Genomic DNA, 17572 nt, shown 5'->3' on the forward strand with positions numbered 1-17572 from the left:
GCCCATTCAGCATACGGAATACCTGATGTAGGTAAGCAAATTACCCTAGCTAAGACCTACCAAATAGCACCAAAATCGCAAATTTGTTATGCAAAACCGAATGATGTGATTGTTTCACCTAATCTACAATGGCGATCATATGATCCTAATTTGGCATCTAACCCAATTTCAGGACCTTGGGCTTGGAATGGTACGAATATAAGCCGACATCCTAACGCTGGTGGAGGGTATAGCGCTGATTATGTTTATAACTGGGGATTTAAAGCTAATCCAATAGAATCAGGTAAAAAATTTCCAACAACTGGCTTTCCTGGAGCTAAATTTCAATTAGTGATGATAGGTGCACAAGATGATTATCGTTATCAAATACTCAATAACCCAGGTGGAGGTGTTTCTGTTGATCAAAATGGGGTGGTAGAACTTAATAGTAAGCCGTCAGGAAATGTTACGGTGAGGACAACGTTAAAAAGAGATACTTCAATCATTCATGATTATATATTTAACCCAACTTCTGTGTGGTTAGAACCTAAAAATAACGACAATATAAATTTATCTAATGCAATCAATTTATGTGGAGGAATGGATAATATACCTTTACGTAAAGATTATACTAATTCTCCAGCTATTAATGTTGCAGAAAATCAGAATTGGAAAATTTATCCCAATAGTTTTACGCGATCAATTGGCGGTTCAGTTATGGGGGAATGGGGCTGGCTATCGAATAAAAACTATCCTAAATCAAATTGGCCTAAAGATAATACTTACTATGTTCTTTTTTGGACTAGAGAAATAGATTACGCTAAGTATAATATTTATTTTACAGTTAACTTATCTGGTTATGTTTCTACACGTGAAGCTGAAAGGGGTGACAATAGTAAAATAGCGTGTAAACGTTAATGATTCTACAATATATGATAATATCGAGTTATATAAAACTCAGATTAACTGAAACGTAACTCTCTGAATCAGTGACGGCTATTTTTATGATTTTAGCGCCATATTGCCTTCTGGTGATAAGGCGCTATTTTTTTATGTTTTCCATTACCATTGTTTCTCAAATTACGATAAATAACACAACAAGTAGTTCCTACATATTACTCAGTAAACTCACCTCTTTTAAGAACATTAGTTGTATAAAGAATTCACACACTATCATGAAATACTATCTATCATATAACTGTACCATCGGGCGCTAGTCTGCACTTTTTTAATGGTCAAGGCTCGCATATTCATATGAATATCCTTACTGTATTAGTTCTCTAGCCTACTACTCTTTACCATTTAACTTGCGGTGTATAATTTAAGCAAAAACTATGGAGGATGAATTCGATTTTTGTTCAATAGGATAAAAATTGTTTGTCAAAAACTTTCAGATAACTATGTGTTTTAGTATAAAACTACTTATAATTAATTTTGATATCATATAAAGTAATTAAACCGTTTGGCGAGTATTGTTTTTAAAATTATAGTACTTATTTAATTTTATTATGTTTATTTCTTAGTAGACGTTATAATCTTCATGAATTAACTAGCTGGATATGAATATGTTAAAAAAATTGATATTGATTGCTTTGTTGTTACCTATCACCGTATTTGCTGCTAAAAAAGAGTGTGGGATTAAGCCCAGTTATGACATTACGATAAATAGAGAAAGTGTACATATTTTTGATAAAAAAAATGATTTAATTATCATGCCAAATGGTAATGTCATTTTAAATAAAGAAACGATATCACTTAATCCATCATTACAAAAAGAACTGATTCAATTTCAGCAAGATTTACGTCAACAGTTACCGCTACTAGAACAACAATCATTAAGCCTTTTAACTGAAGTTAAAGAAATTTTTGAAAAAGCAATAAAAAATCAATTGGGCGATGATAATGAGCTAAAAAGCGAGTTAAACAAATTATATAAACGTTTAGTCAAGTTGTTACATGCATCAATTATTACTGAAAATGGTAATACGCGATTTTCTTACCGACATTTTAATAATATCAAAAAAGATGGAGAAGATATTGGTCAACGCATTTTTTATAATGTTGTGGGCGGAAGTATTTTGCATTTCGAATTTTTTAAAAATTATGGAGCAATTAAACAAATTTCTAAAAATGAATGGAAGGCTCAAAAACCTAAATTAAAAGCTTTTGATGCTCATATTTGTTCAGTTATTACAGATATTGATGCTCAATACAAACAAATATTGAATCAACTTAATCAATCAATTCATAACTAAATAGACATTAATAAAAACTTTTGCGAAAATGATACCTCTAATAAAATAGTTAAACGGAAGCTTATGACTGCACATATAATTGATGGGAAAGTATTAGCACAACAAATACGAACTGAAATTGCTAATAAAGTCAAAATGCGTATTGAAAAAGGACTATCAGTCCCAGGATTAGCTGTAATTCAAGTCGGTTCAGACCCTGCATCAAAAATCTATGTTAAAAATAAGCAAAAGGCTTGTGATGATGTTGGTTTTGTTTCATTTGCTTATGACTTTACCTCGACGACCACCGATGAATTATTAGCATTAATTGATGAACTAAATCAACGTTTAGATGTGCATGGTATTTTAGTACAACTGCCTTTACCTGATAATATTGATAAAACAAAGGTTCTTGAACGTATTGATCCAAGTAAAGATGTTGATGGTTTTCACCCATATAATATTGGACACTTGCTACAGCGTGATCCAATCTTGCGACCATGTACTCCTTATGGCGTAGTCAAAATGCTAGAATCCACCGGCATAAATCTGTCAGGTTTAAATGCTACCGTTGTAGGAGCATCAAGCATTGTGGGTCGTCCAATGGCATTAGAGTTATTATTATTAGGTTGCACAACAACCATTACCCATAGTCGTACTATTGATTTAGCAAAACATGTTAGCAATGCGGATATTGTCGTTGCGGGAGTAGGCATTGCTAATTATGTTAAGGGTGAGTGGATAAAGCCAGGTGCAATCGTCATTGATGTTGGTATCAATCGTTTGCCAGATGGTAAACTTGCAGGTGATGTAGAGTTTGATGTTGCTGTTAAAAGAGCGGGATGGATCACACCTGTTCCTGGTGGTGTTGGTCCAATGACTGTTGCTATGTTAATGAGCAATACACTAGAAGCATGTGAAAAATTTGGTAAATAATTTATATTAATCAAGATTTACTAAATTTTATTCAAAAGATATATATTAAAAAAAGGATTATGCAATGATCATATTTCACACTAATTTAGGTGATATTAAAATCAAAACTTTTGATGATAAGGCGCCAGAAACTGTTAAAAATTTTGTTGAATATTGCAAAGAAGGCTTTTATAACAACACAATATTTCATCGTGTTATTAATAATTTCATGATTCAAGGTGGTGGTTTTGAGCCTGGAATGAACCAAAAAAAGACAAAATCACCAATTAAAAACGAAGCAAATAACGGTCTAAAAAATGAACGTGGTACTTTAGCAATGGCACGTACATCAGATCCTCATTCGGCAACTGCGCAATTTTTTATCAACGTGGTTGATAATGATTATCTCAACTTTCGCTCTGCGGACATTAATGGTTATGGCTATTGTGTTTTTGCACAAGTTGTTGATGGGCTTGATGTGGTTGATAAAATAAAAGCTGTTAAAACAGGACGCAGTGGTATGCATTCTGATGTTCCTGTTGAAGATGTTATTATTACGAGTGTCACGGTTGAATAATCCTGTTCGTTATTTTATTGCTGATATCCATTTAGCAGATAATGAGCCTGCTTCAGGTTATATTAATATAACCGCAGGCTTTTTGTCTTTTTTGGATACTTTGCCCGACAACTGCGAGCTTTATATTCTAGGCGACCTTTTTGATTACTGGGTTGGGGATGATGTAAAAACAAACTTACATTATCAAATTGCGCAAGCTTTACAAACCTTATCAAAACGTAATATAAGAAAATATTTCGTCCATGGTAATCGTGATTTTTTATTGGGAAAAAAGTATGCACAACAATGCGAAATGACCTTACTGCCTGAGATTAATAGCCTTCCTAATCAAGGAAAAAACATTATTTTTTTACATGGTGATTTACTGTGTATTGACGACCATCAATATCAAACTTTCCGAAAAGTTATGCATAATAAATGGCTTCAAAAATTATTTTTATTTTTACCTCTTTTTATTCGGTTGAAAATTGCAGCAAAGTTACGAAAAAAAAGTAGTCAACATAATCAACTCAAATCTGAAAATATCATGGATGTGAATCAGCAAGCAGTTATTGAAATGATGGTTAAACATAATGCAGATATTATGGTGCACGGTCATACACATAAACCTGCTGTACATCATTTTCAAATTGAAGGCAACACTGCAACTCGTGTGGTGCTTGGTGCTTGGCATGATGGCGTGACATATATTAAACAAGCGGAAAATAGTAATACTTTAGAGCTTTATAACCATTCTTTTAAATAGTCACTTTGTAAAACATGTTCGGTCTTACCAAACTCAATCAGCTTGCCTTGATCTAAAATTGCAACATTATCGGCTATTTGTTTAACTTCATTAATATTATGTGTTACATAAATAATGGGTATATTTAGCTCATTAGTTAATTTATTAATATAAGTTAACAATTCTTTTTTTCTTGGCATATCTAGAGCTGAAAGCGGTTCGTCCATTAATAGTAGTAAAGGGTTGGTTAATAGTGCTCGACCAATTGCTACTCGCTGTTTTTCTCCACCAGATAACATAGCAGGATAACGATTTAATAATGGTCGGACATTAAGTACATTAACTATTTCATCAAATCTTGATTGCTTGAAATTTTTAGCACCATAAATCAGATTTTTAATAACTTTATAATGAGGGAAAAGTAATGCATCTTGAAAAACGGTACCAATATGCCGATTTTCAGGAGTAACAAAAAGGTGTTTATTGCAATCAACTAGTGGTAAGCCATTCAACTGGATTTGGCCTTGATCAGGTTTAATTAATCCATTAACAAGGTTTACTAGTGTGGATTTTCCTGAGCCAGAAACGCCTAAAATAGCAGTAACCCCTTGGCAGGCTATCTCATGATTGAATTGGAACGAAAACGAAGCAAGTTGTTTGCGAACATCTATTTTTAACATATTGATTATCCTGCTAACTTCTTTTTATGCCATCGATTTAACAATTCGGATAAAAAAAGTGCGATTAGTGATAACACAATCGAAATAATACACAGTCGCAATGCACCTTGTTCACCATTGGGAATTTGTAACAACGTATACATTGCTAATGGTAAGGTGCGAGTTTCATCTTGAATATTTGACACAAAAGTGATGGTTGCACCAAATTCCCCTAAGCAACGGGCAAAACCCAATATAATTCCCATAAGAATACCAGGAAAGGCTAATGGTAAAGTAATAGTTATAAAAACTCGCCACTTATGGGCTCCAAGAGTCCGAGCAACGTTTTCAAGGCGTGTATCAATTGATTCAATGGCTAAACGAATTGAACGCACCATTAATGGAAATGCAACTACTGCCGAAGCTAAAGCTGCACCTTGCCAATTAAAGCTAAAACTAATATTTAAATGGCTACTCAACCACTCGCCAATAACGCTACGTCGTCCCATGGTTATTAACAACAAATAACCTAAAACAACTGGTGGTAAAACAAGAGGAAGATGTACGATGCTATCAAATAGCGATTTACCAAAAAATTGACAGCGTGCCAATATCCAAGCGGTTAAAATTCCTATTGGCAAACTAAAACCAATTGCTGTGGCGGCTATCTTTACACTAAGTAGTAAGGTTCGCCATTCAAATTCAGTTAATAACATAGTTTTATAAAATTATTTACTTATTAAATTACTTTGTTATAAATCCATATTTTTCAAAAATAACTTTAGCTTGTGGTGAATTTAAATATTGATAAAAATCAGTTGCTTTCGGATTTAACAAAGTGATGGGATATTCGATAGACCTAAATGTATCTTCAGGAAAGGATCCAATTATTTTTACTTTATTGCTTATTTTTGCATCGGTACTATATACAATACCAAGCGTAGCTTCATTACGCTCAACTAGTACCAAAGCGTCTCTTACATTGCTCGCTGGGGCAAATTGTGGCGATAATTTATTAAATACCCCTAAATTAGTTAATGATTCTTTTGCATACATTCCTGCTGGTACATGATCAGGATCACCAATAGCTATTCTTTCACCTTTAGGTAAAATAATTTCCCAATTGGTATTTTTATTAATTGAAACATTCTCTAAATGTGAATTTTGAGGAGCAATAAGCACCAATGTATTTTTTAATAAATCGTGTTTATTTTTAGTTAAATTATGCTCAATAAGATAAGTCATCCACTTTTGATCAGCTGACATAAATATATCCGCAGGTGCACCTTGTTCAATCTGTTTAGCTAATACTGATGATGAAGCAAATGAGAATACAATATTTGCATCTTTATGTTCTGTTTTATAAGCTGCAGCGATATCTTGCATAGCATTAGTCAATGAGGCAGCGGCAAATATAGTCATTTTTTCAGCAGCTGAAACTGAAAAAGTTATTGCCATCATTAAGATAATTCCAATAATTTTTTTCATTTTGTTCCTCACAATAAAATTGAGTTAATTTTAACTGTTAATATTATTTATCTAATTGATTATTATGATTTATTAAGTTATTTGGTAAATTATTAAATAAACGCTATATAAAATATAACATATCGATGCTAGCAGAATTTATATATAAAGTACAATTAAAATTCATTTAAGCTGATATGATATGACAATCAACAAAATTTTTACCAAGTTTTGAAGGAATGCCAAAAAGGGTCTACAATAACCACTATTATCTCTTCCAAAATGATTAGTCGGTTCTTCATGGTGTTAAATTATGTTTTCTCCTGAAATTTTATTAACGTTAAATATAAAACAGCAGTTATTTACTGATCCAAGGCGTATTGCGTTATTAAAAGCAATTGAACAGACGGGGTCATTAAGTCAGGCTGCCAGGCAAATTGGTATTAGTTATAAAACTGCATGGGATGCCATTAATGATATAAATAAATTAGCACCTAAACCTTTTTTAATTACTGCAATTGGTGGTAAAAATGGAGGAGGCACTAAACTGAGTGCTTATGCAGTTAGATTTATCCAACTCTATGATCTATTAACTCAACTACAACAAAACGCTTTTAACATACTAAATGATGACAAAGTACCTTTAGATGATATTTTAAAAGCTACAGCTAGACTATCATTACAAACTAGTGCACGAAATCAATTATATGGTACGGTTAAGCAGATTCAAACAAACGATGTTGCTGGTTTTATTACAGTGCTACTTAGTGATAATCAAACTGAGTTAAAAGTTTACATTACTCAATCAAGTATTGAACGGCTAAAGTTGAGTACGGACAAAACAGTATTGCTGTTAATTAAAGCTCCATTAATTGAATTAAAAAATGAAATCGAGAACGAAAACTGTTTGTCGGTTACCGTTGAAAAAATAACTACTGATGGCAATTGGAGTGAAATTGCTTTTACACTATCTTCTGGCATAGTGCTTTATGCTAACAAATTAGCCAGTGAAGTAAAAAAGTCGGCCTTAGCTACAGGCAAACAATCAAAACTATTTATTAATCCACAAAATATTATTGTTGCGACATTAGTTTAGCAATATGAGGTTATCATGCTACAAATAGAAAACGCACATTTTAAAATTAGTGACTACCTAGTTTTTGCCATTGAATCACTTACAATAAATCAAGGAAGTAATGTTGCATTTGTGGGGCGTAATGGCAGCGGTAAATCTATACTAGTTAAAGCATTGGCTGGTGAGCAAACATTATTATCAGGCAAAGTAATTAATCAATTTAACTCCATAGCACACATATCGTTTGAACAGCTACAAAAACTAATTGATGATGAATGGAAACGCAATAATACAGATATGCTAAGCGAAGGTGAAAACGATACAGGATTAACCACTCAGCAAATTATACAAGAAAATAATTTTAATCAAGTACTTTGCCAAAAATTAGCAACACAATTTGGAATTGAACACCTATTAACGAAACGCTTTAAATACCTTTCAACTGGTGAAACACGCAAAGCCTTAATCTGTCGAGTTTTGATGCAGCAACCTGATTTTCTGATATTAGATGAGCCTTTTGATGGCTTAGATGTGACATCACGTGAAAACTTAGCCGAAATACTAGCAGATCTTGCTAAGCAAGGTATCACAATTGTCCTTGTTTTAAATCGATTTAATGAAATTCCTACTTTTATTGAAAATATTGGCATATTAGCCGATTGCCAACTATTGAAAATTGATACAAAAGATACAATCTTAAACGATACAACTGTTAAGCAATTAGCTGATTTGGAAAATATTTCCAATATGCCATTACCAGAAGCCGACGAACCACCAACTCAATTAGCGGATCAATTAGATCGAGTCATATTAAATAATGGTTATGTATATTATGATGATAAAGCAATCATTAATGGATTAACTTGGCGAGTAAAAGCCAAACAAAATTGGCAAATAGTTGGACCTAATGGCGCAGGTAAATCAACGTTATTAAGTTTAATAACTGGCGATCATCCGCAAGGGTATAGCAATGATCTCACTTTATTTGGTCGTAAACGAGGTTCGGGTGAAACGATTTGGGATATTAAACGCCATATTGGTTATGTTAGTAGCAGCTTACATTTGGCTTATCGAGTTAGTTCTAGCGTTAAAACTGTGTTATTGTCAGGCTATTTTGATTCGATTGGTGTCTACCAAGCTACCAGTGATAAACAAGCTAAATTGGCTGATGAATGGCTACAATTACTAGGGTTACAAACGCAGGCGGATAAACCCTTTCAATCGCTTTCTTGGGGACAACAAAGATTAGTATTGATTGCCAGAGCGTTAGTTAAACATCCGACACTGCTTATTTTAGATGAACCATTGCAAGGGCTCGATCATCTTAATCGAGAATTAGTAAAACGTTGGATAGATCGTTTAATTAGTGAAGGGTACACGCAGTTGCTATTCGTGTCTCATCACGCAGAAGATGCGCCAAAATGCATCACTCACCGATTGACTTTCATCCAAAACTTGGATCATAGCTATCAATATCAAATCGAACAGATAAATCGAATGATTAGTTAAAGCTATCAAAAGTAGCGTTAAAGATAGGAATAAACATTAAAATAAAAGGGATTTTTTTTTGAAATTTTATCTTGATAATTGAAAAAAGTTTATAAAGACTATATTTATAAAGTTATCCCCGTTGCCTGTGGATAACTCTGTGAGTATTTTATTGAAAAAAGCGCTAACCTCAGTAACTATCAGGATTTTTCTTAATTTGATTGTAACTTAATCATGAAGTATTTTTTTGTTTTATATCAACATGTTATCGTAAATCAAGTTATAAATTAGTTGTCTTTTTTATAAATGAAAATGTTAATTGAACAAAAAATAGTAAATTTTAAAAGGTCAAGTCCTTTTGGGGATAATTTTTATTAATAGGTAAAATATTAGGTTGCGATGTAATGAAAAAATTTAAATTATGTTCCGAATTTAAGCCAGCGGGTGATCAGCCAGAAGCAATAAAAAGGATTAATCAAAATCTTGATGATGGGATTGCGCATCAAACACTATTAGGCGTAACTGGATCAGGTAAAACATTTACCATGGCAAATGTTATTGCTAAACATAATCGCCCTACAATTATTTTAGCACCAAATAAAACATTAGCCGCTCAGCTATATGGCGAAATGAAAGCCTTTTTCCCTGAAAATGCGGTTGAATACTTCGTATCTTATTATGATTACTATCAACCTGAATCTTATGTACCGTCAACCGATACATTTATTGAAAAAGATGCATCAATCAATGAACATATAGAACAAATGCGTCTTTCTGCCACTAAATCACTACTAGAACGACGTGATGTTGTAATTGTTGCTTCGGTGTCGGCAATTTATGGTTTAGGAGCACCAGAAACCTATATGTCGATGATATTACACCTAACAAAAGGCACCATAACCGATCAGCGTTCAATCTTAACTCGATTAGCTGAATTGCAATACACTCGTAATGAAATAGGTTTTAGTCGTGGTACATTTCGTGTTCGAGGAGATGTTATAGATATTTTTCCAGCTGATTCAGACGATCTTGCTGTGCGCGTTGAGTTATTTGATGATGAAGTCGATCGAATTGTTATGTTTGATCCGCTTACAGGTAATAGCATAAATGAAGTATCGCGGATAACAATTTATCCAAAAACACACTACGTCACACCAAGAAACATTATGGAAAACGCTATTGCGCAAATAAAGCAAGAGCTTAAAGAACGTCAAAAAGTTCTGTTAGACAATAATCGTCTATTAGAGGAGCAACGTTTAACTCAGCGGACATTATTTGATATTGAAATGATGACCGAATTGGGGTATTGCTCTGGGATTGAAAACTATTCACGCTTTTTAGCTCAGCGTAATCCGGGCGATCCGCCAGCAACCTTATTTGATTATTTGCCACCTGATGGATTACTGTTTATTGACGAATCTCACGTGGCTATTCCACAATTAGGAGCAATGTATAATGGTGACCGTTCACGTAAACTTAATCTGGTTGAATATGGCTTTCGGTTGCCATCAGCACTAGACAATCGACCCTTAAAATTTGCTGAATTTGAAAACATCATGCCACAAACGATTTATGTGTCAGCAACACCAGCTAAATACGAAATTGAAAAATCAGGTAATGAAATTATTGAACAAGTAGTTAGACCTACAGGTTTATTAGATCCTATTATCGAAGTTCGACCAGTTGCGACGCAGGTTGATGATCTATTATCAGAAATCAAAATTCGTATTAATAACGAAGAGCGTGTTTTAGTGACCACATTAACTAAACGTATGGCAGAAAACTTAACTGATTATCTGTCAGAACATAATGTAACTGTAAAATATTTGCATTCAGACATCAATACGGTCGAACGTATGGAAATTATTCGTGACCTACGTTTAGGTAAAGTTGATGTACTTGTGGGCATTAACTTATTGCGAGAAGGTTTAGATATACCTGAAGTCTCACTAATAGCAATATTGGATGCTGATCGCGAAGGTTTTTTACGTTCAGAAAGTTCACTAATTCAAACCGTAGGGCGTGCAGCTCGTAATGTAAATGGTAAAGCCATATTATATGCTGATAGAATAACCCCTGCTATGCAAAAAACGATTGATGAAACTGCCCGTCGTCGTAAAAAACAGGAAGACTTTAATACAGCACACGGCATTACACCAAAATCAGTACGCAAAGAAATTAAAGACGTATTAGAGGCAGGTTTAAGTACCAAAAAATCAACAGCTAAAGTACAAGCATTTGAACCAGGCAAACCTTATCAGTATGTTTCAGTTAAAGAAGTACAGGCAAGAGTCAAAGAGCTTGAAGCAATGATGTACGAAGCGGCTAAGAATCTTGAATTTGAAAAAGCTGGTGTACTGCGTGATGAAATAAAAAAATTGCGTGCTGATTTTATTAAAGTATCTTAATAACTCATCTAACAAGGAAAATATGATGACAATAACACGAATTGATCCAGATAACCGCTGGTCTGAAGCAGTGATCCATAATAACGTTATTTATTACACAAGTGTTCCAGCTGATCTTGAAAATGACGCTTATGTACAGACCAAAAGTGCATTATCTGAAATTGACAAAATATTGGCTCGAGCTAACAGTGATAAATCACGTATACTAGATGTAACATTATTTTTAGTTAATAAAAGTGACTTTGCCGCTATGAATAAAGCATGGGACGAATGGGTAGCTAAAGGTAGTGCACCAGTACGTTGTACAGTGCAAGTTGGGTTAATGAAAAAAGAATATTTGATAGAAATTAAAATCGTGGCAGCAGTAAAAGGCTAACTCTTTCTTCACCGCCGATACTATTCGGCGGTATTACTTTGTTTATCATCTTCATTTTTCTGGGAACATGTGTTTTAATTGCTAACAGATAAAATCCTTACTATCCCCATTAATTAAATTTTAGTGTATACTTCACATACATCTTATTTTAATTATTCATACATTTGCCATGCATACTCAACCTAGAATTGCCATTGTAATGGGTTCCAAAAGCGATTGGACTACTATGCAACACGCAGCCGACATCCTTGATGCGTTAACAATTCCTTATCATGTTGAAATCGTTTCTGCTCACCGTACTCCTGATAAATTATTTTGTTTTGCTGAAGATGCCAAACAAAAAGGCTTTGATGTAATCATAGCTGGTGCTGGCGGTGCGGCTCATTTGCCAGGTATGTTAGCTGCTAAAACGCTGATTCCTGTATTAGGTGTTCCGGTGCAAAGTGCTGCATTAAGTGGAGTAGATAGTCTCTATTCTATTGTTCAAATGCCTAAAGGTATTCCTGTTGGTACTTTAGCAATAGGTAAATCTGGTGCAGCGAATGCGGCATTACTTGCTGCACAGATTCTAGCTCTACATGATAAAGAAATATATCAACGTTTATCAACATGGCGATTAACTCAAACTGATGAGGTACTAAATAACCCAGATCCAAGAGTGAATGCATAATATGAAACTTCAATCTGTTTGTGTACTAGGTAACGGGCAATTAGGGCGAATGCTTAAGCAAGCAGGCGAACCAATAGGTATTAAAGTTTATCCAGTTGGATTAGATGTAGATCCTACCGTCATTCCATATCAACAGTCAGTAATAACAGCTGAAATTGAGCGATGGTCAGATACTCCGTTTACACAAATTTTAGCTAAACATTCGCATTTTGTTAATCGAGATGTCTTTCCTATTATTGCCGACCGTTTAACTCAAAAAAAACTACTTGATGAACTTGGTTTACCTACAGCCAAATGGTTTGCACTTAATCAATACCAAGATTGGCCAAAGCTATTCACTGAACTTGGCGATCGATTAATTGTTAAACGTAGAACTGGCGGTTATGATGGACGAGGGCAATGGCGAATTGCTATTAATGATCCAATAACTGTACCTGATGATATCTATCAACAAGCTATCGTTGAACAGGCTATCCCTTTCGAAAAAGAGATGTCATTAATAGGCGCTCGTAATGCAAAAGGTGAAACAGTATTTTATCCCCTTACCAATAACTTCCACCAAGACGGCATCTTAAAAATAAGTGTTGTACAACCTAACGAATATCATTCATTACAAATAAAAGCGGAGCAAATGCTATCTGCTATTATGCATAAATTGAATTATATTGGCGTAATGGCAATGGAATGCTTTATTGTTGGTAATGAACTACTGATCAACGAACTTGCTCCACGGGTACATAATAGTGGTCATTGGACGCAAAATGGAGCTTCAATTAGCCAATTTGAATTACATCTTCGGGCTATATTGGGGCTTCCTTTGCCTAAGCCAGATGTATTTACGCCATCAGTTATGGTTAACTTAATTGGCACAGAATTAAATTTAAATTGGTTATCAATTGATTTGGTACATCTTCATTGGTATGAAAAAGAAGTTAGGGTTGGACGTAAAGTAGGGCATTTAAATTTAACCCATAACCAAACAAACAAATTGTTAAAAGCATTAGAGAATTTAATACCGTTATTACCTAATGATTATCAAAAAAGTATTGAATGGGCAAAACAAACATTAGCAATTTGAAAACTTAAAACAATTTGAGTGATTAAATTAAGGATGAAACCATGATCAACTTTAACCAAAAAATTAATTATCAGCGTTATGCTAGCAAACAGCGTGAAGCTCTGTCTGATGAGTACTCAATAGTACGCTGTTTTGAAAGTGATCGTGGACGCATCATAAACTCAGCCGCTATTCGTCGCCTACAGCAAAAAACGCAAGTTTTTCCATTAGAACGAAACTCAGTAGTTAGAACAAGACTTACTCACTCTATGGAAGTGCAACAAGTTGGGCGATACATAGTCAAAGAAATCGTTAATCGCCTTGGCAATGCTGGAAAATTAAAAAAATATGGGCTTGATAATTGTATAATGGCGATTGAAAGCCTAGTTGAAATGGCTTGTTTAATGCATGATATTGGTAATCCTCCATTTGGTCATTTTGGTGAGGCCGCCATTAATAAATGGTTTACTCTACGTTTAGGTCTTGGCAAAGCAACAAATTATCGACTTCTTGAAATAAATGTTAGTGATAAAGAAGAAATAAAAGAACTTAAAACCAAAATCCGCCAAGATTTATCAAGTTTCGAAGGTAATGCACAAGCAATTCGTTTAGTGCATACAATATTACGGCTCAATTTAACTTACTCTCAGATTGCTTCAATTATGAAATATTCTAAACCAGCTTATTGGTCTAAGCCGGTACTGCCAGAATTTTCATATTTAATGAAAAAAGCAGGTTATTATTTATCAGAAGAACCATTTATTGAGGCGCTATCCAAACAGCTTGATATCAAACCATTTCATCGTTACCCATTTACCTATATTATGGAAGCAGCCGACGATATCTCATATTGCATTGCCGATCTAGAAGATGCGGTTGAAAAGAAAATTCTAACAGTAAAACAGCTTTATACTTACTTAGCTGAGGCATGGGGACCGATTAAAAAAGGTGATCTGTTTGATACCGTTGTCAATCGCCCTTATGAAAATCTAAATCAAAATGGTTTTGATGCGATAGGCATCGACCAATTTTTTATGTACCTACGTGTCAACACTATTGGCAAATTGGTACCACATGCTGCTGAACGCTTTATTGAAAATATTGAAGAAATTTATCACGGCTCATTTAATCATGCCTTACTTGAAGATCATGGTGCAGAATATAAATTACTCAATATTTTCAAAACAGTTGGACTTGAACATATATTTAACCATGAATCGGTTGAAAATATTGAACTTCAAGGGTACCGAATTATTAGTGGATTGCTCGATATTTATAGCCCACTGCTTGATATGCCTACTAACGACTTTTTGAAATTGGTTGAGGATAAACATCACAAAAATTATCCTATTGAAACTCGCTTATATCATAAATTATCCTCAAAACATTGTGTCGCTTATAAACAAGCAGTTAACAAACTCAATATAAATAAAGCGGAAAATTTTGCGTGTATGGAATTCTACTATCGATGTCGCTTATTGCAGGATTATATTAGTGGCATGACAGATCACTTTGCTTATGACGAATATCGCAAGTTAATGGTGACATTCTAGATCCTATTAATTTTTATAACAGCTAAGCACCACTAATATGCATTGGCACCATATTAGTGCGCTGCTAAATAATAAATCTATTAACTATTTGTTATCTTTTGTTTTAACCTTCCAATCAAAACAGCTGAACTTTAATTTTATGATAGCTATATTTTTATAAATTAAGTTGTAGTAGCAAATTCAATTCAAGTTAATTTTTTTGGCACACTCTTTGCATAATTTAATCTGTAACTCACAATTTTTAGGAGCGATTGATGAAATTAGTTACCGTAGTTATAAAACCTTTCAAATTAGAAGAAGTCCGAGAAGCCTTATCTAATATAGGTATTACAGGATTAACTGTTACCGAAGTTAAAGGTTTTGGACGACAAAAAGGTCATGCCGAACTTTACCGTGGTGCAGAATATAATGTCAATTTTCTACCTAAAGTTAAAATTGATTTAGCTATTAGAGATGATGAACTTGACCAAGTTATTAGTACAGTTACTAAAGCAGCATATACTGGCAAAATTGGTGATGGAAAGATTTTTGTCAGTTCACTTGAACATGTAGTGCGTATACGTACTGGTGAAACCGATGACTCGGCATTGTAATTGATTGTTAAGGAAATCATTATGTTGAAAAAAATTATTCCCTTTTTAGTTATTTTATTCTCAAGTTCAGCTTTTGCCGAAGAAGCTGCCGTAGTTGATAAAGCGGATAACGGCTTTATGATGATCTGTACCGCCCTAGTACTTTTTATGTCGGTACCAGGGATTGCATTGTTTTATGGTGGATTATTACGTTCTAAAAATGTGTTATCGATGCTAACACAAGTGCTAGTAACTTTTTCGTTAATAGCGGTGCTATGGATTATTTATGGTTATTCACTTGCTTTTGGTGAAGGAAACTGGTTTTATGGCAACTTTAACCATTTTCTATTAGCAGGAATAGGTATTACAGATGTGTCAGGATCGATTTACGAGCTAATTTGGATCGCATTCCAAGGATCATTTGCTTGTATTACTTGTTGCTTAATTCCTGGTGCTTTTGCTGAACGAATTCGTTTTTCAGCAGTATTAATATTTATGGTGTTATGGTTTACATTTTCATATATTCCCATGGCGCATATGGTATGGGGAGGCGGAATTTTAGGTGATGAAGGAGCACTTGATTTTGCTGGTGGTACTGTAGTACATATTAATGCTGCGATTGCAGGAATAGTGGGTGCTTATCTGATCAAACAACGTATTGGTTATAATCGTGAACCACTAAAACCATTTAACCTACCTTATGTCTACCTTGGAGCTGCTATTCTTTATATAGGTTGGTTTGGCTTTAATGCAGGATCATCAACGCATGCAGATGAAATCGCAGGTTTAGCCTTTATTAACACTGTTGCAGCTACAGCAGCAGCGGTTTTGGCATGGACATTCGCAGAATGGTTTTTACGAGGTAAACCATCTTGCCTTGGTTCGGCATCAGGAGTGATAGCGGGATTAGTAGGTGTAACACCAGCGGCAGGTCTTGTTGGTGTAGGTGGTGCTATGTTAATAGGGCTTATTTGTGGTTTTGCTGGTGTCTGGGGAGTATCAACACTCAAAAGAATTCTAAAAGTTGATGATACATGTGATGTATTTGGTGTACACGGCGTATGTGGAATTGTGGGTTGTATATTAACTGGTATATTTACATCAGAATCTTTAGGAGGTATTGGTTATGCCGAAGGCATTACAATGGCAACTCAAGTAGGAATACAATTGATGAGTGTTATTACCTGCGTAGTTTGGACAACAGTGGTTGCTTATATTGCTTATAAAATTGCAGATATCATTGTTGGCTTAAGAGTATCAGAAGAACATGAAAGAGAAGGTCTGGATATTAATAGCCATGGCGAAAGTGCTTTTAATAGTTAATCACTAACCGAAACAGTCATTAATTAAAAATTAGATATAAAAACAGATTTAAACTCAAAATAATTTACAGGGAGATATTCCTGTAAATTATAGCTTTTATTATTATAGGAATTACTTGATATTTACTGATACGAGGTTTGATAATTAAAATTTAAATTGCAAGATAATTGTGTATTTTAGGTTTTCTGTATATGAAAGAGGATTACTTGTAATAGTCTTTAAATTATCAGTCACCGATTGAATATAAAATGAATCTATGATTTTACCTTTTTGATACTAAAAAAGTGTAAACATATCATCTTTACATTTCTTTACAAAAAAGTCCGCTAAAAAACTAGTCAATCACCCCTTAAACGGCTATACTTTAATCGCTTTAGAAAGACAAGCTTATTAAATAAGCGAATAAACATAAAAATTCAAATAAAACAAAATATTACTTGACAGGTGGAACAAAATGCAGTACCATTTTAGGCACAAGGCACAAGGCACAAGCAC

Annotated in this window: 16 protein-coding genes and 1 pseudogene; 14 read left to right on the forward strand and 3 right to left on the reverse strand. The window is 34.1% G+C overall.

What is annotated here, in order from left to right:
- The 5 genes from J6569_RS09840 to J6569_RS09860 all read left to right on the forward strand — a co-directional run.
- A partial coding sequence (locus J6569_RS09840; RefSeq protein ID WP_296318352.1) for a hypothetical protein occupies positions 1-897 on the forward strand: 897 nt, incomplete at its 5' end.
- A gap of 647 nt (positions 898-1544) precedes the next feature.
- On the forward strand, positions 1545-2234 hold the full coding sequence (locus tag J6569_RS09845) for a DUF2884 family protein (protein ID WP_296318353.1): 690 nt from the start codon (positions 1545-1547) through the stop codon (positions 2232-2234).
- Between the two features lie 63 nt (positions 2235-2297).
- Positions 2298-3149, forward strand: a complete 852-nt coding sequence (gene folD, locus J6569_RS09850; RefSeq protein ID WP_065560709.1) for a bifunctional methylenetetrahydrofolate dehydrogenase/methenyltetrahydrofolate cyclohydrolase FolD — start codon at positions 2298-2300, stop codon at positions 3147-3149.
- A 64-nt stretch (positions 3150-3213) separates the two neighbouring features.
- Complete coding sequence (gene ppiB, locus J6569_RS09855; protein ID WP_065589345.1) at positions 3214-3705, forward strand: peptidylprolyl isomerase B; 492 nt, start codon at positions 3214-3216, stop codon at positions 3703-3705.
- A complete protein-coding gene (locus J6569_RS09860; protein ID WP_208610400.1) occupies positions 3698-4450 on the forward strand; it encodes a UDP-2,3-diacylglucosamine diphosphatase in 753 nt (250 codons plus the stop codon). The genes ppiB and J6569_RS09860 overlap by 8 nt, the downstream gene beginning before the upstream one ends.
- On the opposite strand, the gene modC is transcribed toward J6569_RS09860, so the two are convergent.
- From modC to modA, 3 genes are read right to left on the reverse strand one after another with little or no spacing between them, the layout of a single operon-like run.
- The gene (gene modC, locus J6569_RS09865; protein ID WP_296318354.1) at positions 4429-5109 is read right to left on the reverse strand and encodes a molybdenum ABC transporter ATP-binding protein; all 681 of its coding nucleotides are present in this window, start codon (positions 5107-5109) and stop codon (positions 4429-4431) included. The genes J6569_RS09860 and modC overlap by 22 nt on opposite strands.
- A 5-nt stretch (positions 5110-5114) precedes the next feature.
- Positions 5115-5804 (reverse strand): molybdate ABC transporter permease subunit, encoded by a 690-nt coding sequence (gene modB / locus J6569_RS09870; RefSeq protein ID WP_296318355.1) that lies wholly within the window; start codon positions 5802-5804, stop codon positions 5115-5117.
- Positions 5805-5832: 28 nt separating this feature from the next.
- Positions 5833-6576: a molybdate ABC transporter substrate-binding protein gene (modA, locus tag J6569_RS09875; RefSeq protein ID WP_296318356.1), complete on the reverse strand. Its 744-nt coding sequence runs from the start codon at positions 6574-6576 to the stop codon at positions 5833-5835.
- A 292-nt stretch (positions 6577-6868) separates the two neighbouring features.
- Here modA and J6569_RS09880 point away from each other — a divergent pair, with 292 nt between their 5' ends.
- From J6569_RS09880 to amtB, 9 genes and pseudogenes are all read left to right on the forward strand, one after another.
- Positions 6869-7651: a TOBE domain-containing protein gene (locus J6569_RS09880; protein ID WP_296318357.1), complete on the forward strand. Its 783-nt coding sequence runs from the start codon at positions 6869-6871 to the stop codon at positions 7649-7651.
- A gap of 15 nt (positions 7652-7666) precedes the next feature.
- Complete coding sequence (gene modF, locus J6569_RS09885) at positions 7667-9139, forward strand: molybdate ABC transporter ATP-binding protein ModF (protein WP_143421974.1); 1473 nt, start codon at positions 7667-7669, stop codon at positions 9137-9139.
- Between the two features lie 383 nt (positions 9140-9522).
- Positions 9523-11526, forward strand: a complete 2004-nt coding sequence (gene uvrB / locus J6569_RS09890) for an excinuclease ABC subunit UvrB (protein WP_296300684.1) — start codon at positions 9523-9525, stop codon at positions 11524-11526.
- Positions 11527-11551: 25 nt separating this feature from the next.
- On the forward strand, positions 11552-11902 hold the full coding sequence (locus J6569_RS09895) for a RidA family protein (RefSeq protein ID WP_366941267.1): 351 nt from the start codon (positions 11552-11554) through the stop codon (positions 11900-11902).
- Between the two features lie 169 nt (positions 11903-12071).
- Positions 12072-12572, forward strand: coding sequence for a 5-(carboxyamino)imidazole ribonucleotide mutase (purE, locus tag J6569_RS09900; protein ID WP_034912110.1), 501 nt, complete (start codon positions 12072-12074; stop codon positions 12570-12572).
- Between the two features lies 1 nt (position 12573).
- Positions 12574-13650: a 5-(carboxyamino)imidazole ribonucleotide synthase gene (gene purK / locus J6569_RS09905; RefSeq protein ID WP_296318359.1), complete on the forward strand. Its 1077-nt coding sequence runs from the start codon at positions 12574-12576 to the stop codon at positions 13648-13650.
- A 41-nt stretch (positions 13651-13691) separates the two neighbouring features.
- Positions 13692-15182 (forward strand): dGTPase, encoded by a 1491-nt coding sequence (dgt, locus tag J6569_RS09910; RefSeq protein ID WP_296318360.1) that lies wholly within the window; start codon positions 13692-13694, stop codon positions 15180-15182.
- Between the two features lie 254 nt (positions 15183-15436).
- Positions 15437-15775 carry a P-II family nitrogen regulator gene (glnK, locus tag J6569_RS09915; RefSeq protein ID WP_034912116.1) on the forward strand — a complete coding sequence of 113 codons (339 nt, stop codon included), beginning with the start codon at positions 15437-15439 and terminating at the stop codon, positions 15773-15775.
- An 87-nt stretch (positions 15776-15862) separates the two neighbouring features.
- Positions 15863-17077: pseudogene (gene amtB, locus J6569_RS09920) on the forward strand (ammonium transporter AmtB); the annotation flags it as partial.
- Positions 17078-17572 lie beyond the last annotated feature (495 nt).

Origin of the sequence: Gilliamella sp. (assembly GCF_024104075.1) — a bacterium.
Classification (GTDB): domain Bacteria; phylum Pseudomonadota; class Gammaproteobacteria; order Enterobacterales; family Orbaceae; genus Gilliamella; species Gilliamella bombi.